Source organism: Bacteroides sp. An19, from assembly GCF_002160215.1.
In the GTDB taxonomy this organism is placed as follows: Bacteria; Bacteroidota; Bacteroidia; order Bacteroidales; family Bacteroidaceae; genus Phocaeicola; species Phocaeicola intestinalis.
Genome location: NZ_NFKD01000006.1, coordinates 54,485 through 80,173 on the forward strand (window position 1 = coordinate 54,485; position 25,689 = coordinate 80,173).

Sequence of the window (25,689 nt, forward strand, 5' to 3'; positions counted from 1 at the left end):
CTGGCCATTCCTTATTTATTTCAAGATATCCAATTGCTTGAAACATTTTATCAGTTTCTCGATTGCGAAATCGATTTGTTCTTTTGTATGGGTTGCCATCAAAGCAAAACGCACCAATGTATCTTGAGGAGCACATGCAGGCGGGATAACCGGATTGATGAACACGCCTTCATCGAAGGCCAGCTTGGTAACTTCGAAAGTCTTGTCGGTATCACGCACATACAAAGGAATGATTGGGCTCTCTGTATCACCGATTTCGAATCCGGCATCACGGAACGACTTCAAGGCATAGTTGGTAATCTTCCACAAATTTTCCTGCCGTTGAGGTTCTGTCTGCAAAATATGCAAAGCCTCTATGGCAGCAGCCGTTGCAGCAGGAGTATTGCTTGCCTGGAATATATAAGAACGCGCATTATGACGCAACCAGTTGATTGTATCCTTATCCGCAGCCACAAATCCACCGATAGAAGCAAGCGATTTGCTGAATGTACCCATAATGAGGTCTATATCTTCCGTAAGTCCAAAATGGTCGCATACGCCACGCCCGTTTCTACCAAATACTCCTAACCCGTGAGCCTCGTCTACATAAACAGTAGCATTATATTTCTTTTTCAATCTGACAATCTCAGGCAAATTGGCCAGGTCTCCTTCCATAGAGAACACACTGTCAACGACAATTAACTTAATAGCATCCGGTTCGCATTTTTGAAGTTCACGTTCCAGCGCTTCCATGTCATTGTGTTTGTATTTTAACTGAGTAGCAAAAGACAGACGGCGTCCGTCAACGATAGAAGCATGGTCGCGGTCATCACAAATGATATAATCACCGCGTCCTACCAATTGAGGTATAACACCCTCATTAACGGTAAACCCGGTAGAGAAACATAACGCTTCGTCTTTCCCGATAAATTCCGCCAATTCCTTTTCCAGTTTTATATGGATGTCAAGCGTACCATTCAACAAGCGTGAACCTGCACATCCTGTACCGTACTTACGGGTAGCGGCAATGGCAGCATTGATAATACGTTCGTCGTGAGTCAATCCCATATACGAATTTGAACCGAACATTAGTACCTTTTTCCCGTCCATCATCACTTCCGTGTCTTGAGCACTGTCTATTTCACGGAAATAGGGGTAAACGCCTCGTTCCATATACATTTGAGGCGTTCTGAATTTACTCAATTTGTCTTGTAATAGTCCCATATTCTACTGTTTGGTAAATCTTTCTGATTTACATTATTTAATAATAGCCCTGCCATTCCATATCGGCAGATGTTACATAAAAAGAACGTGCAAAGATAATAATTTTAGCAAACTTAATAAGATGATAGTACAAAAAAAATGTTTCTTTCGACATTTATGCTATAAAAAGTGATGTTCATAAACAAAATAGTCTTATTTTTGTTCTTTAATTGAAGAAATGGATTTCCATTTGCGGACATTCATTATAAGAAACCAGCAGAACTATCATGAGCTCAAAACAAAGCATACAGTTTATAGTCAACCCAATATCAGGCACGCACGGAAAAGAATTTATCCTACATCTGATAGACAAACATATCGACCGAAACCGATATGATTATATAATACGTAAAACCGAATACGCCGGACATGCCAGCGAACTGGCACGACGGGCTGCAGAAGAAAAGACGGATATTGTTGTGGCTATTGGAGGCGACGGAACCATCAATGAAATAGGAAGATCATTGATCCATACTGATACTGCTATGGGAATCATCCCATGCGGCTCGGGCAATGGACTGGCACGGCATTTACATATTCCAATGACACCACATGGAGCCATTGAAACGTTAAATCAAGGTTTTATAAAAGACATCGATTATGGGATTATTGACCACCACCCTTTTTTCTGTACCTGTGGGGTCGGGTTCGATGCATTTGTCAGCTTAAAGTTTGCCGACTCGGGTAAAAGAGGATTACTTACATATCTGGAAAACACTTTGCATGAAAGCCTGACCTACCGGCCTGAGACGTATGAGATAGAAAACAGTTCGGGAACTGTAAAGTACAAGGCATTTCTAATAGCCTGTGCCAATGCTTCACAATATGGCAACAATGCCTATATTGCCCCACAGGCTTCATTAACCGACGGTATGATGGACATAACCATTCTGGAACCTTTTACCGTACTGGATGTACCGGCATTATCTTTTCAACTCTTTAATAAAACAATCGACCAAAACAGTCGCATCAAAACACTGAAAGAAAAAAAAATTACCATCCATCGCCGCAATGAAGGAGTTTTTCATTTCGACGGGGACCCAATGATGGGAGGCAAAGACCTGACAGTCGAGATAATACACCGTGGACTGAAAGTGATAGCACCTGAAAAAGGGCGGACATATACCGAACCGTTCAGTGTGTTACAACATTTTACCGACTTTATCGGCACCCGGCCACTCACCTCTACTATTGCAGAAAAGCATCGAAAGCTGTTACAATTAAACCAAAACTTGTTGCGAAGATTATCGAAGAAGTGAAATCTGCAAAGACCAGCCCATATTCCACCACAGAAGCCCATGCCCAATACATTGCGGGTATCTCCTGTGGTGGTCTTAATGCACAAAATGTTTCAAGGCGAGAACAGCTTTGATTATCCCCGGTCAAAAAGCCAAATAAAAATCTTTGACCAACTGAATAAAATCCGGGCTGTAGATGCGAGGCTCGGATTCTATAACCAATGTATCTTCTTTACAGGGAAGAATATTTCTGCTTAAAGTAAGCAAAACACGTTTAGGAGATATACCCGGTCTGGTCTGTACATCCGTCCGGCACATTGGATACAAATACCGTCCGGCAGCTAAATCAATAAAATGCCCTGACACTTCGAAAGGTAAGATAACTGAAAAGCAACCATCATCCGTCAAAAGACGTATCACTGCATCTAACAAATCCTCAAACGAAAGAGCGCCTGTATGTCGCGCAGCATTCCGCTGGCTATCAGAGCAATAAACCTGCTCACGAAAATAAGGAGGGTTTGATAGGATTGTATCATATTTTCCTCCTTCAAATGCTGTAATATCTGCCTGTCTGATACTTACCCGTCCTTTCCAGGGTGACAATGCTACATTTTCACATGCTTGCTTCGCAGCCTCGGCATCAATTTCTACACCTGTTACTTTAGCACGACAACGCTGAGCTATCATCAACGCTATCAGACCGCTTCCTGTACCTATATCAAGCACATTCTGAGAATGGCTGACATCGGTCCATGCTCCTAGTAATACACCGTCCGTACCTACCTTCATGGCACACCTGTCGTGCCAAATTTCGAACTGCTTGAATCGAAAGAAAGGATTTCCCATAAGCTAACTTTTCTAATTTTCGTCAAAAATAGATAAATCGCCTCTCATTTCAGCATGAAACACAGATTTATTTCACGTATTTGCAACTTTTCTGTTTTCGTATTCAAAGCAGATTGCTTAACTTTGTACCCGTTTTGGGATATTTATTAAACAAGAATAGACAAACCCACAATTATGGTAAGAAGGAAAAAAATAGAAATGGATATGAATGCAGTCTCAGACGAAGTGTCAATGGTAGCCGAGATAAGTGCAGAGCCAGAACAACCTTCAGTCGATGAAGTAAACAAAGAAATGCCTATTATGACATTACGTAACATGCTTATGTTTACGGGAATTGTCATGCCCGTTACGGTAGGCAGACAGGCTACACTCAAACTTGTGCGTTCTGCTTCGAAAAACAAACAGCATATCATTATAGCCACTCAAAAATCAGCCGAGGTAGAAGAGCCCGGAATAAATGATTTATATCCAATAGGAGTCATTGGACGTGTACTCCGAATCTTTGAATTGCCGGGAGGTGCTACCACCGTCATTTTACAGGCAAGCAATGTAAAAGTACGGTTAGATGAAATTACATCAACAGAACCTTACCTAAAAGGTAAAGTTGTAGTGGAACCGGAAAACCTGAATACGGAGAACAATGATGAATTCAAAGCACTGATGGATACATGCCTCGAACTTGCGAACCAATATGTGGACGCTAGTGACCGGTTGAGTCCAGATGTAACTTTTGCTTTGAAAAATCTACCGAAAGACCATATACTTGTAAACTACATCTGTACCAATTTCCCATTTGGATTGGAAGAAAAGTTTGACCTGATATGCAAGCCGACATTAACCGAACGGCTGTATAACTTGATACAGGTATTAAACCGGGAAACCAAGCTGGCAGAATTAAAGCATGATATCCAAATGCGTACACGCGAAGACTTAGACCGTCAACAACGCGAATATTTCCTGCAACAGCAAATCAAAAACATACAAGACGAATTAGGAAACAGCCAGGAAGATGAAATAGATGGCTTACGTGCAAAAGGGAAAACAAAGAAATGGAGCAAAGAGGTAGCTGCGACATTTGAACGAGAAGTGCAGAAACTGGAACGCATCAATCCACAGTCACCTGATTACAATGTACAGCTGACCTACCTCCAGACATTGCTTTCATTGCCGTGGAACGTATACACTACCGACAATCTGAGCATTCTCAATGCCGAAAAAGTATTGAACAAAGACCATTACGGACTGGAAAAAGTAAAAGAGCGTATTTTGGAACATCTGGCTGTACTGAAGCTGAAGGGCGATCTGAAATCACCCATCCTCTGCCTGTATGGTCCTCCGGGAGTAGGAAAGACTTCGCTGGGACGCTCCATCGCATCGGCACTGAAACGAAAATATATCCGAATGTCGTTAGGTGGCGTACACGATGAAGCTGAAATCCGGGGACACCGCAAGACCTATATCGGTGCCATGCCGGGACGCATCATCAAAAGTCTGATGAAAGCTGAATCGTCGAATCCGGTCATCATCCTCGATGAAATAGATAAAATGGGAAACGACCGTCAAGGAGATCCTGCATCAGCAATGTTGGAAGTGCTTGACCCTGAACAAAACAATACATTCCACGACAATTACGTAGATATGGATTACGACCTTTCGAAAGTGATGTTCATTGCCACGGCAAACAACCTGAGCACTATTCCGACTCCTTTGCTTGACCGTATGGAACTGATTGAAGTAAGTGGATACATCACCGAAGAAAAAATAGAGATAGCCCGCCGTCATCTGATTCCAAAGGAATTGTTGGCCAATGGTCTGACCAAAGAACACGTAAAGTTCACCAAACCCGCCATTGAGTGTATTATCGAAAACTACACCCGTGAAAGCGGTGTGCGTGAGTTGGAAAAGAAAATCAGCAAAATCATGCGCAAAATCGCATTGGAAATTGCCAGCGACAAATTTACCAGCCAGCACGAATTGAAACCGGAAGACATCAAAAAATACTTAGGCACACCTGAATATTCGCGCGACAAATACCAAGGAAATGAATATGCCGGCGTGGTGACCGGACTGGCATGGACTGCCGTGGGAGGAGAAATCCTCTTTGTGGAAACCAGCCTGAGCAAAGGCAAGGGTGAACGACTGACCCTGACGGGAAATCTGGGTGATGTAATGAAAGAATCGGCCATGCTGGCACTGGAATACCTGAAAGCCCATTCATTCTTGCTTGACTTGCCAGATGGTATTTTTGAAAACTGGAACATTCACGTCCATGTGCCCGAAGGAGCCATACCCAAAGACGGACCGTCGGCGGGTATTACGATGGTAACCTCACTCGCATCAGCACTGACCCAACGGAAAGTAAAAGCCAACCTAGCCATGACAGGAGAAATTACTTTACGTGGAAAAGTACTTCCGGTAGGAGGTATCCGTGAAAAAATCCTGGCAGCAAAACGTGCTGGAATCACCAACCTCATCCTATGTGAAGAAAACCGGAAAGACATTGAGGAAATACAACCGCTCTATTTGAAAGGACTGACATTCCATTATGTGAAAGATATAAAAGAAGTACTTCAACTGGCACTGACAGACGAAAAAGTAACAGACGCAATCGACTTCGCTGCCATCATGAAAAAAGACAAAGAAAAAGAAAAGGAAGCCGAAACGCATACGACAAAATGAAATTTGAATTACAATATACAGACCCAAAATCGAATGCACGCGCCGGCCTGATAGAAACCGACCACGGGCAGATAGAAACACCTATATTCATGCCCGTGGGCACCATAGGCAGTGTGAAAGCCGTTCATTTGCGTGAACTGAAAGAAGATATCAAGGCTCAAATCATCTTAGGGAATACGTATCACCTGTACCTGCGTCCCGGACTGGATGTTCTGGAAGCAGCCGGAGGCCTGCACAAATTCAACGGATTCGACCGTCCGATGCTGACTGACAGCGGAGGATTTCAGGTATTCTCCCTTTCGGGCATACGCAAGATGCGGGAAGATGGTGTAGAATTCCGTTCGCACATTGACGGGTCAAAACATCTTTTCACCCCTGAACGGGTAATGGATATCGAGCGTACCATCGGTGCCGACATCATGATGGCATTCGACGAATGTACACCCGGCACTGCCGATTACGAATACGCCCGTAAGTCAATGGAACTGACGCACAGATGGCTGGACCGCTGCATCACTCGTTTCAATGAAACTGAGCCCAAATATGGCTATAACCAATCACTGTTTCCCATTGTACAAGGATGTGTATATACCGATTTGCGCAAACGTTCGGCAGAATATATCGCCTCGAAAAATGCAGACGGAAACGCCATTGGAGGACTCGCCGTGGGAGAACCAACAGAAAAAATGTATGAAATGATTGAAGTGGTCAATGAAATTCTCCCAACCGACAAGCCTCGTTACCTGATGGGCGTAGGCACACCGGTCAACATTCTGGAAGGCATCGAACGAGGAGTAGACATGTTCGATTGTGTAATGCCTACCCGAAACGGAAGAAACGGTATGCTTTTTACCAAAGACGGAATCATGAACATGCGCAACAAAAAATGGGAAAAAGATTTTTCTCCTATTGAAGCAGACGGTGCCTCCTATGTGGACACTATGTACAGCCGTGCCTACCTGCGCCACCTGTTCCATGCACAAGAACTGCTGGCGATGCAAATTGCATCCATCCACAACCTTGCTTTCTACTTGTGGCTGGTCAGTGAAGCCCGAAAACACATCATCGCAGGCGACTTCTCTACCTGGAAGCCAGCAATGATAAAACGAATCTCTACCCGCTTATAAAAAATACACACCGATGAAACTGACCGAAAAACTGAAATTAAGGACACGACTGCCGCATACAATGCCGAAAAAAAACATTGTTCCGACTGGTTTGAAAAGTATCTTCCAGCAGAAATGGCTGAAACGTCTGGACCGATACATCATTGTCAAATTCTTGGGAACATACTTCTTTGCCATTGCCTTGATTATTTCCATCGCAGTAGTGTTCGACGTCAATGAAAACATCGACCGTTTCATCAACAACAAGGCTCCGCTGAAAGCCATTGTCTTTGACTATTACCTGAACTTCATTCCCTATTATACCAACCTGTTCAGCCCATTGTTTGTCTTCATTGCCGTAATATTCTTCACCTCAAAACTAGCAGAGAACTCGGAAATCATCGCGATGTTTTCTACCGGCATGAGCTTCAAGCGACTGATGGTACCTTATATGATTTCGGCTGCTATCATTTCAGCTGTCACTTTTGTGCTAGGTACAGAGGTCATCCCTACTGGGAGCGTCACACGACTGAGATTTGAAGAGCTCTACAAGAAGAAAAAATCAGCAGATTATGCACGAAATATCCAACTGGAAGTAGACACAGGAGTGGTAGCCTATATGGAAAGGTACGAAAACTACAACAAAACAGGCTACCGCTTCTCGCTCGACAAGTTCGAAGACCACAAATTAGTATCACACCTCACAGCACGCCGCGTGACATACGATACCGCATCGTACCACAAATGGATCATCCGCGACTACATGATCAGGGAAATGCGTGGAATGAAAGAAGTTATCACACGGGGAGAACGTCTTGACTCCATCATTAAAATGGAACCGCAAGATTTCCTCATCACACGCGGCCAGCAAGAAACAATGACCAGTCCACAACTGCGCGAATATATCCGGAAGCAGAAACAACGGGGATTTGCCAACATCAAAGAATTCGAAGTGGAATACCACCGACGGATAGCTATGTCGTTCGCTGCCTTCATCCTAACAGCCATCGGGCTTTCACTTTCTTCGCGGAAGGTGAAAGGCGGAATGGGACTGCATTTAGGTATCGGACTGGCATTGAGTTTCTCATACATCTTGTTCCAAACCATATCAGCTACCTTCGCCATCAATGGCAATATGCCACCGGCCATTGCTGTATGGATTCCGAACATTTTATACTTATTTATTGCTATCTACTTGTATCACAAAGCACCGAAATAAAGAGATAAACGTTATATGAATATTCACAAATAGCCCATACAGGAGCGTATACATACGCCCTGAAGAACAAATCAGGCAAAATGTGGATATTCATAAAACTCTCTATACATGGCTGAAGACAAAAGAAATAATATATGTTATGCAATGTTTTCTAATGACGCAATCAGCATCCATAATAGGCTAAAAAAATTATTCCCGTAAAACTGTATGAACTATATGCCGTCATGTGCTGATATGATGGAGTTCTCTATAAATATATCTTTTACAGCCTGAAGCAGTTTCTCTTTTTCAAATTTCTTCAATTTGCCCGGATATTTTAAGATCTTTAAAAAATCTATAAATGAAAGGGCTAAAAATTTGAGACATTCTTCTTTCGTAGTCAACCTAAAATAGCCTTCGAAATCCACCACAAAATCTACCGTGAGGCATTTATACATTCTTACTTCAGGAGTTACAGAACCCCTAAATTTCAAAGTTTTATCTTCATAATATTTAGGACGACGTGCTTGAAAGAATTGACTGAACTTAGGTGACAAGCATATAAGGCCTATACATATTTCTCCCACTAAATCAGAATTAAATCTAAGTAATCCTTTTGATAGTACACTCTCAAATGCATAGAGTGCATCTTTATAGAAGCTAAAACTTGAAAGTTCTCTGGATATTTCTATTGCAAATGTCGTTTTCATACCTTGTTATTTTAATAGAACAATATACAAATATAATCGTTTTTTCTAATTATATAAAAGATGGTCTATTGCGTTTATTACCAGAAGGTAATTGTCCATTCTGAAAAAAGTACCAATACAACATTATTTTTTGAGACAACCTTGTAATTACTGTTGCATATTGAAATGCATTATAAGCCGGCAGTCAGATATTTATTTGATAATAATTAGTATATTTGCTTGTAAAATAGTGCCACTTTAGTTAATGAATTGAAGTGGCCACAATTAAATACTATAAATCTTATGGAATTTAAAAACATTGTAAACGATTGGCAAAAACAGTACCCCATTTTGTCTCCATATACGCCTTCAACCTTATATGCAAAAGCAGATATAATTTTAATAGGGCTGAGATTAGATAAAGTGATGTCTGATACCTATCGGTTGATATTAGAAATTCTTCCTTTATGGGTACAAGAAAAAAGAAAAATCAGTATTCCTGTCTTTTTTGTAGAATTATTCGATAAAGATGGGAGACAATTTTTTATTAAATATCAATTGCATAAGTACTTATTTGAGGCAGCTGCCGAATGTGCAAATCAACAATTTGGTCTCATTTTGCGAGAGAGCATAAGGGTAAATGATATATTCCGGTTAATTGATTCTTTTTCATCCACTCTTAGACCCAAGCATAATCCTATTGACTGGCATCGCTTGTTTGAACTTAAATTAGCTTTGGCTTTCTATTCAGGTGAAGCAAATTTAATTGATACAGTAAAAGCAGAAATAGAAAAGGAAACGAAATATTGGAATGAAAAGGAATTTAATCACCTGTTTATGAAATCTATAAAAGAATGGAAAAGTGATTTATATCAGAAAATGGGAAATAGAGAAACGTTTATGAAACAAGTTCAGTTAAATCTGGATAATAAAAAAATATCCAAATTGAAGCAAATTCATATTTTATAGTGCCTTGAGAAACTGCTTTGAATCTCTACAAAAAGTTTTTGGGGCTTGATGCATTCGTTTCGTGTGTGCTTTGGGCGATAAATACAAAACAGTTTCTGAGCATTCCAAACACCGCTTCTTCAATAACTTTATTGCCAACCCGCTTTCTGCCATAGCCGCATACTGCTTCTTTGAAAAGAAGCCCACCATTGACTTGTGTTTTGCCAATGACGGGCTACCGACTATGTTTTGAACTTATATCCTTACATTATGTCTATACTTTTCATAATACAAGCACCGCCTACAGCTATAAGCCAAGATACAAGCCGCATCGTCTCAGTCTATTTCCTGTTTCAAGCGTTCCATGTAGGCATCTATCCGGCGTAGTTCGGCGGGGATGTTGATGCGTTGCGGACAGTGGGGGCTGCATTGGTTGCATCCGATGCAATGGCTTGCCTGCCGCAACTTCGGGACACTGCGGTCGTAACCGACAAGGAAGGCGCGACGGGCACTCCGGTAGTTCGCATCCTGTGTGCTTTCCGGGATGTTTCCCTCATTTAAGCACTTGTTGTAATGGAGCAGGATGGCAGGTATGTCAAGCCCATACGGGCAAGGCATACAATATTTGCAGTCGTTGCAGGGAATGGTGTCGAAGCCCATCATCAGCGTGGCGGTTTCTTGCAGGAACGCGAAATCGTCTTCCGTCAGCGGCTTCAAGGGAGAGTACGTGCGCAGGTTGTCCTGCAAGTGCTCCATGCGTGTCATGCCGCTCAGCACGGTGTGGACGCCGGGCAGGCTTCCGGCGAAACGGAACGCCCACGAAGCCACGCTCCTCTCGGGCTCGCGCTGCTTGAGGCGGGCAAAGATGGTGCTGGGTACGTTGGAAAGACGGCCGCCCAGCAGCGGTTCCATAACGATGGCAGGAATGTTCCGCTTCACCAACTCGTTGTACAGATATTCGGCATCGGTATTCCTCGGGTTGATTTGCTTGGCGTATTTCCAGTCCAGATAATTCAATTGAATTTGCACAAAGTCCCATTTGTATTCATCGTGCCGCGAGAGCAGGTAGTCGAACACCCGCACATCGCCGTGATAGGAAAAACCAAGATTGCGGATGCGCCCTTCCTTACGCTCTTCCAGCAGGAAGTCGAGGATGCCGTTTTTCATGTAACGGTTCTCGAACTCTTCCATACCGTCACCCATGCCGATGCCGTGCAGCAGCAGGTAGTCCAGATAGTCTACCTGCAATTCCTTCATCGAGTTGCGGTACATGGCGATGGATGCCTCCCGGCTCCAACTGGAGGGCGCGAAGTTCGACAGCTTGGTGGCGATGAAATACGAGTCGCGCGGATGACGGCTCAAGGCGATGCCGGTGGCGTGTTCCGACTTGCCCCGGCAATAGGCGGGCGACGTGTCGAAATAATTCACGCCGTGGGCGATGGCATAATCCACCAGTTCGTTCACCATCTCCTGGTCTATCTCCTCATTCCCCTCACGGGCGCTGCGGCCTCCCACAGAGGGCAGGCGCATCATCCCGAAGCCGAGCAGTGACACGCGGTCGCCCGTCGAAGGATTCGTGCGGTACGTCATTTCGCCCGTGGGTTCGGCTACAGCAGAAGCTTTCTTTTCGCTGTTGGCGCATGCCGAAAGTCCGGTGACAGCCACGCTTGCCGCGCCCAGCTTGAAGAAGTCGCGGCGAGAGATATTTTTCTTCTGTTTCATTTTATTTCTTGTTTATTGATTCAACGATAATCTTAATCCTGCCGGATTGGGACTGATGACTGAGTCGACAGCGCTTTTCCTGACGGATTAGGGCTGTCCCCGGATGTTCTCATAGCTCGCTGTGCATCGTATGTCCTTCCACATAGATGGCGCTGAACGGTCGGGCAGGGCACAGGTTTTCACACGCGCCGCAACCGATACACCGTTCGGTATTGATGACCGGAATCTTGACCGAGCCCGAGTCACTGCTGTCCGAGGGAATCATCAGTATGGCTCCCGACGGGCAATGGCGGGCACAGTTGCCACAATCCACGCCATCGGTCAGCGGAATACAGTTCTGTTTTATCCATACGGCGTGACCGATGCGCGTGGACGATTTTTCGGCAACGGTTATCGGACGGATGGCTCCTGCGGGACAGGCTTCGCTGCATCGGGTACATTCCGGACGGCAATAGCCACGCTCGTAGGACATCTCGGGCTGCATCAGTCTCGTCAGGTCGGTGGAGGGGCGGAGCACTCCATTGGGACATACCGACACACAAAGTTGGCAAGCTGTACAATGCCGGGCAAAGTCGCGTGCGCTCAAGGCTCCGGGCGGAACAATCGGTGTGGCACGTTTGGGTACCTTCTTGTCCTCGATGACTGCCAGTCCGCCGTCTACTTTCTTCTCCTGCGCATAGATTGCCGATGTAACGGCAAGCACGGCTGTGGCAGATAGGAAACTGCGGCGGGAAGCCCCCTCAACTCCCCCCGATGGGGAGTTTGGAGCTTCTATTTTAGAAGCCTCCCCTTCGGGGGAAGTTTGGAGGGGCTTGAGAGGTCTGAGGGGCTTAAGGTTGATGGCTCCGTGCCGGCACGTATCGATGCAATCCATGCACGCCACGCAACGGCTGTAATCCACAGTGTGTTCCTTTCCGTTGATGCACGCCGCCTTGCATTTTCGCGAACACAGTCCGCAAGCGTTGCATTTGTCCGTATCTATGGTAATCCGTAATAACGAGAAGCGGGAAAGGAAGCCGAGTATCGTCCCCACCGGACAAATGGTGTTGCAGTAGGTCCGTCCGTTGCGCCACGCCAATACACCTATTATAATAAGGGTGAGCACGGCAATGACAAACGTCGGCAGGCTTTTCATCCACACGTCCGTTTCGTAGAAGGCATAGCTGTCTGCCCGTTCGGCAACGTAGGCGAGCAGGTTGTTCCCCCAGCGGTATACGGGCGCAAACAGGTTGCTTGCAATCCTTCCGTATGAACTGTAAGGCGCGAGCAAAGCGACAAACGAACCTATCCCCGCAATCAGGGCAAGAATGAACAATGCCAGTACGCTGTAGCGCAACCACGATTTGGCAGGAGAGTATGAAAAGCGATATTTCTTCTTTTTCCGTCGTCCGCTTATCCATGAAATGACATCTTGAAACACCCCTAACGGGCAGATAACCGAGCAGTACACCCGTCCAAGGACAAGCGTCAAGGCGATGAGCAGCACGATGACGCCCACATTCAGGGCGAGTACTGCAGGAAGGAATTGTATTTTTGCCATCCAGCCGAACCAGGCGTGCATGGTTCCCGTGAAGTCGAGAAACAGCAGCGTGATGAGCGTAAAGAACAGAATGGCAAGTGTCAGTCTTATTTTTATCAGCATATCGTCTTTGTTTTTATAGTTTCTGATGGTTTGCTTCCTTGATACTCCACAGCGACACATGTTCGTTGCGGTAGCGGGCGTTGGGGTTCACTTCCTTCATTTGCTTGAAGAGGATGGCTTTCTGCGGGCAGTTATGGATGCAGGCAAAGCAGAACTCACAAGCGCCTTCCGTCTTTACGCCCGTGGATGTCAGTTCGTAATTGCCACGCGGACATACCTCGGTGCAGATTCCGCAGCCGATGCAAGCATCTGTGATAGTAAAGGCATCCTGGCTATGCAGCAGGAAACCCGTTTCCGGATTTACGCCCGATGCCTGCAGGAATCCGGCATGCTGTTGCCGTTCCAGTTCCGTCACCGGTTCGTGCCAACGGCGCTGTGCAGCCAGGTCGGTGCGGATGCGTTCCAGGCTTTCGGGGATGTGCTTGTCTATCTTGATTTGCTCGTTCATATCGAAGTTAGGCAGCCAGTTGTCCACCATAATCATCGTGGTGATGTAGTCGAAGGGACACCCCGCCTTCCGGGAAACGTCGTCCCATATCTCGACGGAGCTGCATTTGCGGTTGCCGTAGGTCAGGATGGCAAACTTGTATCCGGCTTCCAAGTGTGCCTTTTTGATGAACTCCCGCACCATATTGGGCGGCATGTGCCCGTAGACGGGATAGACAATGCCGATTTCGTCTGCCTCGAACGTATAGCGGCCTTGCTTCACCAGTTGTGGGATACTGAGCAGTTCGGTGTGTTCGTCTGCCAGTTGGCGGGCTACATAGAGGCAGTTTCCTGTCCCTGTGAAATAGAGGATGATGCGTTTCTTTGTCTTGTTTTCGCACGCAGTCAGGGCCGGCATACCCATACAGGCGGCTCCTGCAACGAGCAGCCCCATCCGTTTGAGGGCGGAGCGACGGGAGATTGTTTCCATTGTATGCTTTTGTTTTAATTGGTTTTCAGACAAGGCAAAGGTACGGAACATAACCCGCCCTGACCATACACGGATTACAGAATATAGCACACATATTACAGAACGTCCCTGTTCAGACACGAAACGGTAAACCCATTTCACCGAATCTTATACCGATTTTACTGAAAGGCCTGCCGTGATGTGCTGTCTTTCAGAAGATTTCCGTATTTTTGGACAAACAAATTAAAATGTGAACAAGTATGGGTGAAATATTGGATTTGAAGACGATACATGACTACAACAAGTTTCTCGGTCTGGAGACACTGAACCCACTGGTGGGCTTCGTCGATTTCTCGAAAGTGGAAGTACTGAAGCATCGTTGTAAATGCTTTGGCTTCTATGCCATTTTCTTGAAAGAGAAAATTCATGGACCTATTACCTACGGACGCAGCAAATACGACTATCAGGAAGGTACACTGGTGTTTATCGCCCCCGGACAGGTGGGTGGCATCAACGACAACGGCGAAACACTGCATCCGCAAGGTTATGCCCTACTGTTTCATCCCGACCTTATCCGAGGAACATCATTAGCTCATAAGATGAAAGATTACACATTTTTTTCTTACGAGGCAAACGAAGCCCTGCATATGTCCGAGCGTGAGCGGCAGACTGTTTTCAACTGTTTTAATGAGATACAGGAAGAATTACGGCACGTCATCGACAAGCACAGCAGGAGCATCATTGTTTCCAACATCGAAGTCCTGCTCAATCATTGCCTTCGGTTCTATGACCGTCAGTTTGCTACCCGCGAAGCCATCAATTCGGATGTCCTCACCCGCTTCGAATCCTTGCTGGGCAGTTACTTCGACTCTACTAAACCAGAAGAACTTGGGCTGCCGTCCGTTGCCTGGTGTGCCGACCAGCTTCACCTCTCCGCCAATTACTTTGGTGACCTTGTGAAGAAGCAGACGGGCAAATCTGCCATCGAGTATATCCATTTCGCCGTTATCAGCAGGGTGAAAGACCGTCTGCTGGAAACGAACAAGACCGTCAGCGAAATTGCCTACGAGGTGGGGTTCCAATATCCGCATCACCTGAGCCGGCTGTTCAAAAAGGTGGCTGGATGTACACCGAATGAGTATCGGATGCAAGGAAAGATAGGATGAATCGGCTGTAACTCCAGCCTGTTTCATACAACCTGACTAAATTCGAATGCCCATCCAGAGGGTTCCAGTAATCCTCTTTTCAACACACATCAACTGCGTGACAAAATGCATTGCAGTCCTTGCCCAGTCCCAGTACCAGTAGGACTGCAGTCCTACTGGTACTGGGACTGGCAAAGCAGTTAACTGCCTTTACCGACATCTCCATATATTTAACCAGAGTCAATGCCGTTCAAAGAAAAGGAGTTGAAGCGGACTATTTATCCCGAAGTACCTCCACGGGTGGAATATGCACTGACCGGACGGAGCAGGTCACTCCTGCCCCATCTCAATGCATTGATAGTAAGCATCCAACCAATATGCACACCCCTTTAGCCCCCTGATTTACAGGGAGCTAAATTCTATCATGAAATAAATTTTAGTCATACTTAACATAAAAGAGCCTCTGTCAGGGCTTCATTTGCCGGCTTTCCGGTCAGGGTGAGTTCGAAAAACTTCCTGAAGAAGTCCAAGGGCGGCTTCATCTTCAGCTTGCACGTTTCTATAAATGTCAAATACGTTGCAGCTATCCGGGCGCCTGCCGCACTGCTAAAACCACCGATGCTCTTGCGCAGATTCGTGAACGGGCGAACAGCCCGTTCGCAACTGTTGTTGTCGATCTGGACGTTGCCTAAATTAGCGTATCCGACAAGCTCCTTCCAGTGGTTCAGCATGTAATTCAGGGCTTGTACCAACTTCGACGAGAGGTGAACCTGCTTCTTGTCATACTTCTCAAGCAACCCGGTAGCCCTATGGTAAAGTTCCATTAGTATCGGTATCGCCTGTGTCTGCCTGATCTTGAGAACCTCGTTCTCCGTATAGTTCCCCAAACGGATATCCAGCTCTATCTTATAGAGAAGGCTTATCAGCGTTATGAACTCTCCGGCATTCAAGTCCTTGAAGTCGTCCCTGGCGGACACATAAATCCGGCGGGCATGGGCCCAGCAGCACACGTGGGTACAACCTTCAAGCTTGTCGAGGTAGTCATAAGCAACGTAGGCATCCGTCATGACCGTGCCTTTAAAATCACCGAGGAAGTCCATGATCACTTTACGCTTGCGGCGGCCGTATAAATAGTAGCATAACTTTTCCTTCAGGTTGACGATCACCCACATGTGCCGCTTGCGGTAGTGCATCCTGCCATCATTGCACCGCACACGGACATCCACCCAGGTCTCATCGCAATAGATAGCGCTGCCTTCCTTGAGGAGTATGCCCCGGATCTCATTCAACGGGCCCGTGAGCTCCCTGGCACCGGCTGACAGCCAGTTCAATATGCTCTGGGGGCACATGTACATCTTCTCGTTGCGCAAGCGGAACATTTCACGTCCGGTGGAGATGGTATATTGGAAACGGTTCACTATCAAGTCGGAAAGCATGGACGGAGTGGCGCTTGTATGCTTCACGATGCGTGGCCTGGCATATTTGCCCTCGTCAAAAAGGATACATTTCCCTGAATCCTTCTCCTGGGGGATGAATATCGTGAACTCATTGCCGTCCTTGTCCCTGACCCACACGCCATAGTAAATATCCTCGCGGATCATGCTGATGCGGTCGATCTGTTTGGTCGGCCTCGCATCGCGGATGTATTCCAGCCCCATCTTCTTAAGCGCTTCCAGGTCACAACGGTGTTCCACCACCAGGTCGGCGTGCATCGTGTTGTACTTGCCCGGGCGCTTGGACGTATCACGCTGTTCTTTCTGTCTTTGGACGGTTGGCTGTCCCTGAGACGCAGGCGATCCCGGCGTAGTGTCTTCATCCACTCCGTCGTCATCATCCTCATCATCCGCGCTTTCTGCCGGTTTCGATTCCGGCTTCCTGCTGCCGTTCTTTATGTATTCGATCTCCGCTTCCCCCTTTGTCTTGTTCCTGCCTGAAGAGGAGGGATTGGAACCTTTCTCACTGTGTTTTCCGAAGAGGGCGCGCCTGAGTTGTTCCAGCTCACCACGAAGGGATTTGTTCTCCTCTTCGAGCTTCTTCTGATCTGCCAGACGGGACTCAAGTTCCTTCAAACGGGCCGATTCGGCTGCCAGACGCTCACCCAAGTCGCGGTTGGATTCCAACAAGACTTCTGTCGCCTTAAGCAAATCGCTGATTCTTTTCTCGTAGTCCATGACTTTAGGATTTTCGGCCACGACGGGCTGTCCCGCCATAAGGGACAGCTCGTACCGAGCCTGCATTATCATTCGTTCTATGTCTATAGGTTCCTTCTTAGCCATGTCTGCCATCTTCTAAAAACGCTACGAAGATAAGCAGTTGTCATGACATAAGCAAATCTACTAAATACTATTTAACACACTGTATATCAACCGTTTAATGACATATACAATGCTTTAATGTGCTGCAAATATGACCCCGTATGGCACTTGATGAAAGTTTCATAGGGCGCCTTTATATGTGTCATGCAGGGCTGATTTTAGACATATCATAATATATTGATACACAATACAATAACAACTTATTCAAGAGAGGAAACAGGCTTAAACTTTAAGTCTGTTTAACTAACCGAACCTTCACTTGAAGGATCATCCGGGCAATAGACTGACAGACCGCCTATCTTCTTGACCACCGGACAAGAAAGCAGGGCTACCAGATACTTCCATTCCAACACATATATCGGGCGTATGTCGTCAAACTCCAGACGGACAAAGCTCTGACAGTCCGAGAAACGCTGGACATAAAGTTGCTGCTGACCTTGCTCGCAGCGTATTATCTTGACCAGCTTATGGTTGGAGGAGGTGAACACATAGGCGCTGCCGTCTTCGGGATCGGCACCGAGTGAACGGACCACTCCGCAGAGTTTCTCATACCCGCCGCGCATGTCGCGATAACCGGGTATATAGCGATACTTGACGGCTCCTGTCAGGCTAAACATAACGGCTTCAGTTTTTGGATGAAACTCAACAGCTCCACGTAGCTGAGACGGCGATGCTCTATCTTCATGCCGTTACTCAGACAGATGACAATGTTGTTCACGGTCACTTCCTTGCTTCCCGTCTGCGATGGTGATGGGGAGGACGACGGTTGAGGGGTATGTGGTGCCGGTGAGGAGGCTCCTTCCACAACACAATCTGCGATGCCGCCCTGCTGGAACTTCTTCTTATACCACTTCTCAAACACATGGTAAGGTACGCCGTTGGACTCAAAATACTGATGGACGGAAATGCCTTTCGTTACACCTTCTGTGGTAAAACGATCCCAAAGAATCTCAATGTCTTTACTAGTTACTGCCATATCTAACGTTGTTTAATTTGTTGAACATGCCGCAAAGATATGGAAGTTCGGAAAAACTAGCTAACATGTGGTTGGATGCTTACCAAGAAACCGTTATTTCCAATATTTTCAGGAGTGTAAATTATATAATCCACACTGTCTATTGTAAATTTCATTAAGGGTAGTATATATATACCTGAGTAATCATATGAAGATATGAAGGCTGTATAAGCGGTATGATTATCTGTTGTAGTAATCTGCAAAGGAATTATATCGATGTACTTAGAAGGAGTTGCTGTACCAGAAAGGTTGTTGTTATCCTTACCAAAGAATCTGATATTTTCCATGGTGGGATTTGTATCCCAACCCTCAAATCCAACAATCTTTACCGTTACTTTGCATAATCTATGTTTCAAGTTTAAGGATAAAGCAGAAGAAGTAATTTGGGTATTCACATCGGTCGTCATCCAGTCAGACCTTCTATACAAATCTACTGTGTTTTGGGACATACTACCATTTATATCAGCCATACCATTTATTTGATACCAAGTATCTTGCACATTTTCATACGTAAACTTTTCATGGGATGCATTGTTGGTATTGGGCCACCAGGCATTAACTGTGGCAGGCAGAGTCATTTCACCAAGTGCCGTATTATTCCAATTACCATTTTGGTAGGTCAAGGTATATTCAGTGGTAGTTCCGCCATAAGGCGTAATGTTCATTTTAATTTCGTCTTTGTCCTGCCACGACCAATCGTTGCCGTCATTCATAGTGGCGCGTGTAATATTCACCTGTACAGGTTGTTTTTCCTCGCTTTACAGCAGTTCGTCGCCTTCGCTGCTACACGCCGCGAAGAAAGGAAGCAGGACAGTTAGTGCCAAGCCTTGTATCAAATTCCAATGTCTTGTATTCATCTTATTCTCTTTTTTATTTCGTTATGTTAGTTCCTTCGTTCAGATAAAACGGATAGACCATATTGTTACGGTTGTTCGTCCGGATGACCGTGTAGCTGACGTGTATCAGCAATACCCCCCGCTCCGGCTGTTCCTCGAACGACACGTCCTCTAAGAGGATGCGCGGCTCAAAGCGGGTCACGGCGCGGCTGATTTCGTTGCGCATCCGCACCAACAGTTGCGTGGTGAGCGGCTCGAAGGCGTAGCGGCGCAGGGGGCAACCGTAGTCGTAGCGGCAGACCCGCTCGCCGGGCGCGGTGCTGAACAGCACATGCAGGCTCTCGCGGATGTCCTGTTCGTAGCGGGACAACTGTACGCCTGTGTCGGTCAGGACGGGCGGGAAGCTCCAGCCCGTGCCGAGGAAGGCGTCGTTGCGCAACAAGGTTTTCTGTTCGTCCATATCGTTTTATCCTCCTATCATTACCGTGGGACAGCCAGCCACTATCGAGCCGCCGTGCGCCGTGGTGTCGCCCATGCGGGCAGCGGGCCTGCCGTTAATCATCACCGTTGCCGAGCCTTTCACTATCGTGTCCGGCGGGCCTACGCAGACGCACATATCGCCTACGACGGCGGCGGGCATCTTGCCTATCAGTACATTCGGCACACCGGGACCTACTACCGGTCCGCCCACGTGCGGTATCGGCGAAGGAAACGCCGGGGTCTGCATGGGGCAGGTGTGCATGTCGGTCAGTCTTGCTGCCGGTGGCATAAGTTCCTCCTTTCTGTATTTAATTCTTCATTCATCATTCTTCATTCTTAATTTATCATGACCATCGCCCCCTTCACCGTAGTCTGTCCGCTTGCCGAGAGTTCCGCCGTGGCGTTGCCCTTGACGGTCGCGCCCACTTTGGCTTGTACTTTCACGTTCATGCCGTCCAGACTGATGTCGGATTTGGCGGTGCCGCTGATTTTCGAAGTGGCGTCCATGGTGATGCCTCCCTTGGCTGTCAGCTTGATATCTTTGCTGGACGAGAGGGTGATGCCCCCGCTGTCCATCTTGATTTCGTTCTTATGCTGGTCGGTCAGACGGATGCTTTTGCCGTCATCGCTGATTTCCAGCGTGTTCTTGCCCGGCGTGGAGACGGTGATGACCTTCTTTTCCTCGTCGAACTCGATGCGCAGCTTCTCGCGGGTCACTATCGCCTTCGTGTTGTTCTTCGCTTCGAACTCGAAGGGCGGCTTATGCTTCACGCCGTAGAGCGAGCCGAGGACGACGGGATGCGTGGGGTCCTGGTTCATGAAGCCCACCAATACCTCGTCGCCGGGTTCGGGCAGGAAGAAGGTGCTCATCCCGTTTGTGGCATACATCGTGGCGACACGTGCCCAGAGCAGCTTGCTCTTGCCGTCCAGCCACGGCAATTCCACCTGTATGCGGTATTCCTTCTGCGGGTCGCCGTCCAGTTTCTTCACCACCGCAACATGTAACCCTTGTAGTCCGGGCAGGAAGCCCGCTGCCGTGGGGGACACCACGTCCGGCTCGTCGGTGATGTTCATCGGTGATACGCCTGCGCCTGCTTCGGTGAGCCATTCGTTGTCCTCGATGGTATGCGTCACCGAGCCGACAAAGAGATTGCCGCCAAACCGCTTGCCCAAGCCTTTCAGTTCAATCAGGCAGCCCGGCTTCACCTTTGCCGAGCCGTAGAAGCTGACTGAGCCTTGGTAGCGTGCCAGTCCTGCTTTCAACGCCATGCCGTCCGCCCATTGCTTCAATGCCTTTTCCTCGGTGGGCGCATCGGTCTGGAGCAACAGGCTGTCGCCCGCAGCGATGTTCTTCGGCTGGAGGTCGCCCTGCTTGTTGAGCGAGGGAGTTGCCGCCGACACCTTGACCGCCTTCTGCGTCTTCGGACTCCACGACACCGCCTCGAATTGCGTGAACTGGTCGTCGGCGGTCAGTTCGAGGTCGAAGGCGGTAAGGTCTTCGCCGAAAGTGACGGTCAGCACGGGCGAGCCGCTGACTTCGGGCTTCTTCACCTTTATCTTCTTGCCGTCGGCGAAAACAAACAGGCCGCAGGCATCGGCACGGGAAAGGGCGAAGTCCCAATCCGTACAGTAATACTGCACGAGCGTGGGATGCTGGTACTGTGTGGCATCCACATCCACGCTGCCGTAATCCTTCAGCACCTCCTTGATAATGTCGCTGTCCTTCTTCTTCTCGAAGATGCGGTTCTTGCGTCCCTGCGTGGCGGGGTAGGCGCAGTCGCGGCATTCCACCACCATATACGAGCGGAAGTCCTTCTCAGTGAGGATGCGTACCCCGATGATGATGCCCTCAAATAGCGTGTCCTGCCTGTCCGTGTCGCCCGCGTCGAAGCGTATGGAGTTGCTCGGCTTGAACAGCGTGTTGTCGCTCTCGTCGAAGGTCTGCGCGTCCATGTTCCCGGCGTTAAACTTCAGCGTCGCCTTGCCGATGCGGTTCAATGCAAGGCGCACCGAAGCGGACACCAGCGAAAAAGTGTCTTTCAGCTTGCTGCCGTTCACATAGACGGAGCAGGCAAGCACACGATCCTTATTCTTTGAGGGCGAATCAGCCATAGTTCTTTATTTTTTATTTGGCAAGTTGAGATGGAAACAAGAGTACAAGGTTTTCCTGCCTTGTCAACTCGTCAACTTGTCACCTTGTCAACTCTTTCTTAGCATCGGCATCAGTATTTTCGTCCCTGCCGGGATATTTCGGTAGCCGTTCAGGTTGTTGAGCCTTGCGACCTGTCCCACGAGAAGCGGGTCACCGTATATCTCATAGCAGAGGGCGGCAAGCGTCTGCCCCTCCTTCAGCGTGACCAGCCTTGACACGTCGGGCGAGCGTTTGGAAAAATGTGACTTCTCCTCTTTCTGGCTGCAATAGCCCGTTAGCGTCACTTTCAGTTCGGCACGGAGCGGGATGCCGTCCGGATCGAACAGGGTGTATTCCGTCTCCAGCGTTTTGAGCTGGCCGAAGAACGTGATGTCTCCGTATTCCACCTTGACGAACGAGGGACGGTGGGCATCGGTGTTGTAGTCGTACAGCCGTTGTTCCAGCGCGTCCACCATGTCATGCACGGGCTTCGTCTCGTCATCGTCCTCCATGGCGTTGGTTATGTCAAACAGGCACTCGAAGTAGAGCGTCTCCGGACGGTAACGCACGTAGGCGTTTGACCCGTTCAGGCTGCCCAGTTGCTTGTCCTCCGCATAGCGGATGCCTTTGGTGAGTTTCACCTTTGCCGGGTTGACGGGCAGTTCCAGTGCGGGCTTGCTCACGCTGTTGAAATCCCCGTCCTTGTAGGCGGTGACGGACATCTTTCCCATAGCTTTTTTAGTTCTTTAGTTATTAAGTTTGTAAGTTCATAAGTTGCTGTTCTATATCAACTTAAGAACTAAACAACTTACAAACTCATAAACTCACTTATTCATCTTTCGTTTTTACGTCTGTTCAGCCGCCGTGTGTCAGGCTGCCAACTTCCATGTGCGGACAGCCTTTCCACTACGCGGTTCTCTATCCTGCGGAGGACTTCCTCCGGCAATTCCGCTTCCGTGACGATGCGTTGCTCCACCACGGTGCGGACGTGAATTTCCTTGATGACTATCGGCATAGCTGACAACCCTTTTATTTCATGATACGTTCTATCCGATTACAAGTTAAAACCACGGTTTCTATGGCTATTTCACTATTCTCCGCATTCAAGTTGCTGAGAGTCCATTGTATCGGGTAGGTACATGAACATTTCCAACCTGCGACAGGTGCACCTTCTTCATCAAGTAGCTTTATTATGGCATCATAAGCAACAATAAATTTCCCTTTATCAGAAGTAAAAACTTTGTTTACCCATGTAGTGAAAGCGTCTTTGGTCCCTATTGGTACGATAGAACGCTTTAAAGTAATATTTCCAAAATTCTGTTCGCCAGGTAAAGTTACACGTACCCCAGTATCATTCAGCCTGGCTTCCCCTTTCAGCTGTATATCCAATCCTGAAACCTCGGAAAATGATACCTGAAAATGATCACCAAGCTTTTGGAAATCCACCAAAAAGTGAAAACTGACAGGAAATATATCATTCGATGCCATAACTTACTTATTTCACATTGACGCCTTCATGCGCGATGACCAAGGTCTCGATGGACGTGGTGTTGCCGTCCGACTTGAAGCCTTCCACCGTGAGCTTCTTGGGCCATGCGTTCACCGCCTCCCATGTCTTCACTGGGCTGCCCGACTCGTCCAGCAGGCTGACGGTCACCACCTCGCGCTGGATGGTGTTCAGCTTTACCTTATTTATCCAGTCCCAAAGAGCCTTGTCATCCTTGAAGATACCTTTCTTGATGGTCAGGTCACCCGCCTTTCTCAGACCAGGCATCTTCAGCTTGGTGAATACGGGGCTGTCACCCGCACGGTAGGTGATTTCCTCATACTCCGTTTCCAGTCCCGACACCTCGCTGCAAGAGATGTCGCCTACATTGGAGATGGACACTTTGAAATAAAAACTCGGCAACGGCCATGCTTGTGTACTTGCACTCTGTGCTGCTCCATTATCTGCCATAATATTCTCGTTTTAATGGGTTACTACTTATTAAATTCTTAATTATTCACTCTTAATTCTTCATTTCCCGTCAGCTCTTCTGCATCTGTTGCTGGAATGTAATCTCGATGAACTCTGCCGGACGGCTGATGGCCACCAGCACGGTGATACGCAGGATGCCCTCCAGTATGTCGTCCGCCGTCATGGTGTCGCCCAGCCCCACATGCACCTCGTATGCCTCTTCGGGTGTCGAGCCGGCAAGGCCGCCGCGCTTCCACACGCTGCGCAGGAAGTTCTCTATCATGCACTTCATGTTGATCCATGTGTTCGCGTCGTTCGGCTCGAACACGTAGGCACGGGCGGCGTTCTTCACGGAAATCTCCAGGAAACTCATCGTGCGGCGCACGTTAACGTACCGCCAGTCCTGCGAGTTGCCGTCCAGTGTCCTTGCTCCCCACACCTTGATGCCTTCGCCGGGGAAAGCGCGCAGGGCGTTGATGGCCTTTCCGTTCATTGGCATGTTCAGGTCTGCCTGCTCGTTGTCGGTAATGTTCCTCGACGGTTTGTCCGCACGGCTGACGGATACGTTCGCTGGAGCTTTCCACACGCCACGGCTGTGGTCCACCATCGTGTAGATGCCTGCCATGGCAGCCGACGGGGGAAGCAGGTTCAGGTAGTCCTTGATTTTCTTTGCCAGCAGCTTGTAGGCGGGCAGGTTCTGCAGGAGTGCATTGTGGATTTCCTTGCGCTTTACCTTGGACTGTTCGTCCGGCAATGTATCCAGCTCAGTGAAGGCGTCATTCACATATTTCACCAACGGATGCGTTTCACCTTCCTTAAGCCCGGTCTTGTCGACGATTGCGTCAAGATCCAAGTTCTTGTCAACGCGCATCACATCCTCGGTTATGTCGTTGTCCGACAATACCGTTGTCTCCAGCCACGGATAATAAGCCGCCCCATACGCCAGGAAGTTGCTCCCTATATTTGTGCGGAAGTCGTCTATCTCCACATCCTTGGGCACATCCAGGATGGCAAAACGGTTGTTTGCCGCACAATGGGAAAGCATCGCCTTGTAAAAGTCCGCATAGTTGCTTTCATTGATGGCTTCCGGCATGACCAACATGGTAATGTCCTGCACCTTTTTCAACGCTGGTAACACTGTGTTGTTCATAATCTCCTTGTCCAATTTCCCGGTTTTATAGTCACCGACGGACACAATGTAGCAGGTACCGCCTCCATTGGCGAAGAACATCACGAGGTGATAATACAGCGTACAGTGTGTGTTCTGCAATTTCGCCTGAAGGTATTTCCCATTTTCGCATTTCACGGATACTACCTTGTCTGTCTGGTTGGCTGGTTGGCTGTCTGTCACGGACACTATGTAACTGTGTACCTGCGGTTCGCCGAAATACTTCTCATATTCCGTCATTGACGAAATTCTTACAGGTTTCTCAAGTAGGGATTCCGTTCCATCCAGGGCTTTCTTCGTAAGTCCGATGAATACCGGGATGGCGGTTTCGGCTTCCACAATCGAGTTGCCGAAGGCGTTTTGCTCCTTGATGTAAACGCCCGGTGTCTTGTATTCTCCCATATCGTTATATTTTTAATTCTTCATTCTTAATTCTT

The 25,689-nt window shown here is 47.7% G+C and carries 25 protein-coding genes and 1 pseudogene; 8 read left to right on the top strand and 18 right to left on the bottom strand.

What is annotated here, in order from left to right; translation table 11 throughout:
• Positions 1-15 precede the first annotated feature (15 nt).
• Entirely contained in the window at positions 16-1,203 is a 1,188-nt protein-coding gene (locus tag B5F25_RS04085) for an aminotransferase class I/II-fold pyridoxal phosphate-dependent enzyme (protein ID WP_087208878.1), read from the bottom strand.
• Positions 1,204-1,469: 266 nt separating this feature from the next.
• Between B5F25_RS04085 and B5F25_RS04090 the strand changes: the two genes are divergently transcribed.
• Positions 1,470-2,501, top strand: a complete 1,032-nt coding sequence (locus tag B5F25_RS04090) for a diacylglycerol kinase family protein (RefSeq protein ID WP_022039991.1) — start codon at positions 1,470-1,472, stop codon at positions 2,499-2,501.
• Between the two features lie 123 nt (positions 2,502-2,624).
• On the opposite strand, the gene B5F25_RS04095 is transcribed toward B5F25_RS04090, so the two are convergent.
• On the bottom strand, positions 2,625-3,326 hold the full coding sequence (locus B5F25_RS04095) for a methyltransferase (protein ID WP_087247739.1): 702 nt from the start codon (positions 3,324-3,326) through the stop codon (positions 2,625-2,627).
• 174 nt (positions 3,327-3,500) lie between these two features.
• On the opposite strand from B5F25_RS04095, the gene lon reads away from it, so the two are divergent.
• From lon to B5F25_RS04110, 3 genes are all read left to right on the top strand, one after another.
• Positions 3,501-6,005: an endopeptidase La gene (gene lon / locus B5F25_RS04100; RefSeq protein WP_087208872.1), complete on the top strand. Its 2,505-nt coding sequence runs from the start codon at positions 3,501-3,503 to the stop codon at positions 6,003-6,005.
• A complete protein-coding gene (tgt, locus tag B5F25_RS04105) occupies positions 6,002-7,132 on the top strand; it encodes a tRNA guanosine(34) transglycosylase Tgt (protein WP_087247741.1) in 1,131 nt (376 codons plus the stop codon). The genes lon and tgt overlap by 4 nt, the downstream gene beginning before the upstream one ends.
• A gap of 61 nt (positions 7,133-7,193) precedes the next feature.
• On the top strand, positions 7,194-8,330 hold the full coding sequence (locus tag B5F25_RS04110; RefSeq protein ID WP_087208882.1) for an LptF/LptG family permease: 1,137 nt from the start codon (positions 7,194-7,196) through the stop codon (positions 8,328-8,330).
• 212 nt (positions 8,331-8,542) lie between these two features.
• Here the strand turns inward: B5F25_RS04110 and B5F25_RS04115 are convergent, their stop codons facing one another.
• The gene (locus tag B5F25_RS04115) at positions 8,543-9,019 is read right to left on the bottom strand and encodes a hypothetical protein (protein ID WP_087247743.1); all 477 of its coding nucleotides are present in this window, start codon (positions 9,017-9,019) and stop codon (positions 8,543-8,545) included.
• Positions 9,020-9,301: 282 nt separating this feature from the next.
• Here B5F25_RS04115 and B5F25_RS04120 point away from each other — a divergent pair, with 282 nt between their 5' ends.
• Together B5F25_RS04120 and B5F25_RS22360 are read left to right on the top strand one after the other, a co-directional pair.
• On the top strand, positions 9,302-9,967 hold the full coding sequence (locus tag B5F25_RS04120; RefSeq protein ID WP_087247745.1) for a hypothetical protein: 666 nt from the start codon (positions 9,302-9,304) through the stop codon (positions 9,965-9,967).
• A 70-nt stretch (positions 9,968-10,037) separates the two neighbouring features.
• A pseudogene (locus tag B5F25_RS22360) lies at positions 10,038-10,199 on the top strand (IS982 family transposase); the annotation flags it as partial.
• Positions 10,200-10,282: 83 nt separating this feature from the next.
• On the opposite strand, the gene B5F25_RS04130 reads toward B5F25_RS22360, so the two are convergent.
• From B5F25_RS04130 to B5F25_RS04140, 3 genes are all read right to left on the bottom strand, one after another.
• Positions 10,283-11,668 (bottom strand): aldo/keto reductase, encoded by a 1,386-nt coding sequence (locus B5F25_RS04130; RefSeq protein WP_087247749.1) that lies wholly within the window; start codon positions 11,666-11,668, stop codon positions 10,283-10,285.
• A gap of 109 nt (positions 11,669-11,777) precedes the next feature.
• The gene (locus B5F25_RS04135; protein ID WP_087247751.1) at positions 11,778-13,310 is read right to left on the bottom strand and encodes a 4Fe-4S binding protein; all 1,533 of its coding nucleotides are present in this window, start codon (positions 13,308-13,310) and stop codon (positions 11,778-11,780) included.
• Positions 13,311-13,323: 13 nt separating this feature from the next.
• A complete protein-coding gene (locus B5F25_RS04140) occupies positions 13,324-14,226 on the bottom strand; it encodes an EFR1 family ferrodoxin (protein ID WP_241148352.1) in 903 nt (300 codons plus the stop codon).
• A gap of 239 nt (positions 14,227-14,465) precedes the next feature.
• Between B5F25_RS04140 and B5F25_RS04145 the strand changes: the two genes are divergently transcribed.
• Both B5F25_RS04145 and B5F25_RS04150 read left to right on the top strand, forming a co-directional pair.
• Positions 14,466-15,371, top strand: coding sequence for an AraC family transcriptional regulator (locus B5F25_RS04145; RefSeq protein ID WP_087247755.1), 906 nt, complete (start codon positions 14,466-14,468; stop codon positions 15,369-15,371).
• 222 nt (positions 15,372-15,593) lie between these two features.
• Positions 15,594-15,743 (top strand): winged helix-turn-helix transcriptional regulator, encoded by a 150-nt coding sequence (locus tag B5F25_RS04150; protein WP_087247757.1) that lies wholly within the window; start codon positions 15,594-15,596, stop codon positions 15,741-15,743.
• Between the two features lie 53 nt (positions 15,744-15,796).
• Here B5F25_RS04150 and B5F25_RS04155 read toward each other — a convergent pair whose 3' ends face one another.
• The 12 genes from B5F25_RS04155 to B5F25_RS04210 form a co-directional block, all read right to left on the bottom strand.
• Positions 15,797-17,062 carry an IS66 family transposase gene (locus B5F25_RS04155; protein WP_162614351.1) on the bottom strand — a complete coding sequence of 422 codons (1,266 nt, stop codon included), beginning with the start codon at positions 17,060-17,062 and terminating at the stop codon, positions 15,797-15,799.
• An 842-nt stretch (positions 17,063-17,904) separates the two neighbouring features.
• Positions 17,905-18,282, bottom strand: coding sequence for an IS66 family insertion sequence element accessory protein TnpB (gene tnpB / locus B5F25_RS04160; protein WP_087247761.1), 378 nt, complete (start codon positions 18,280-18,282; stop codon positions 17,905-17,907).
• A complete protein-coding gene (locus B5F25_RS04165; RefSeq protein ID WP_087247763.1) occupies positions 18,270-18,641 on the bottom strand; it encodes a hypothetical protein in 372 nt (123 codons plus the stop codon). The genes tnpB and B5F25_RS04165 overlap by 13 nt, the downstream gene beginning before the upstream one ends.
• A 56-nt stretch (positions 18,642-18,697) precedes the next feature.
• The gene (locus B5F25_RS04170) at positions 18,698-19,393 is read right to left on the bottom strand and encodes a fimbrillin family protein (RefSeq protein ID WP_087247765.1); all 696 of its coding nucleotides are present in this window, start codon (positions 19,391-19,393) and stop codon (positions 18,698-18,700) included.
• A 157-nt stretch (positions 19,394-19,550) separates the two neighbouring features.
• Positions 19,551-19,976 carry a GPW/gp25 family protein gene (locus B5F25_RS04175; protein WP_087247767.1) on the bottom strand — a complete coding sequence of 142 codons (426 nt, stop codon included), beginning with the start codon at positions 19,974-19,976 and terminating at the stop codon, positions 19,551-19,553.
• Positions 19,977-19,982: 6 nt separating this feature from the next.
• A complete protein-coding gene (locus B5F25_RS22715) occupies positions 19,983-20,285 on the bottom strand; it encodes a PAAR domain-containing protein (RefSeq protein ID WP_087247769.1) in 303 nt (100 codons plus the stop codon).
• Positions 20,286-20,332: 47 nt separating this feature from the next.
• The gene (gene vgrG, locus B5F25_RS04185) at positions 20,333-22,108 is read right to left on the bottom strand and encodes a type VI secretion system tip protein VgrG (RefSeq protein WP_087247771.1); all 1,776 of its coding nucleotides are present in this window, start codon (positions 22,106-22,108) and stop codon (positions 20,333-20,335) included.
• 87 nt (positions 22,109-22,195) lie between these two features.
• Positions 22,196-22,858: a hypothetical protein gene (locus B5F25_RS04190; RefSeq protein ID WP_087247773.1), complete on the bottom strand. Its 663-nt coding sequence runs from the start codon at positions 22,856-22,858 to the stop codon at positions 22,196-22,198.
• Between the two features lie 101 nt (positions 22,859-22,959).
• Positions 22,960-23,142 carry a hypothetical protein gene (locus B5F25_RS04195; RefSeq protein WP_087247775.1) on the bottom strand — a complete coding sequence of 61 codons (183 nt, stop codon included), beginning with the start codon at positions 23,140-23,142 and terminating at the stop codon, positions 22,960-22,962.
• A 14-nt stretch (positions 23,143-23,156) separates the two neighbouring features.
• Positions 23,157-23,615 carry a phage tail protein gene (locus B5F25_RS04200; RefSeq protein ID WP_087247777.1) on the bottom strand — a complete coding sequence of 153 codons (459 nt, stop codon included), beginning with the start codon at positions 23,613-23,615 and terminating at the stop codon, positions 23,157-23,159.
• 7 nt (positions 23,616-23,622) lie between these two features.
• Positions 23,623-24,084, bottom strand: coding sequence for a phage tail protein (locus B5F25_RS04205; protein ID WP_087247779.1), 462 nt, complete (start codon positions 24,082-24,084; stop codon positions 23,623-23,625).
• A 70-nt stretch (positions 24,085-24,154) separates the two neighbouring features.
• Entirely contained in the window at positions 24,155-25,654 is a 1,500-nt protein-coding gene (locus tag B5F25_RS04210) for a phage tail sheath C-terminal domain-containing protein (RefSeq protein WP_087247781.1), read from the bottom strand.
• Positions 25,655-25,689 lie beyond the last annotated feature (35 nt).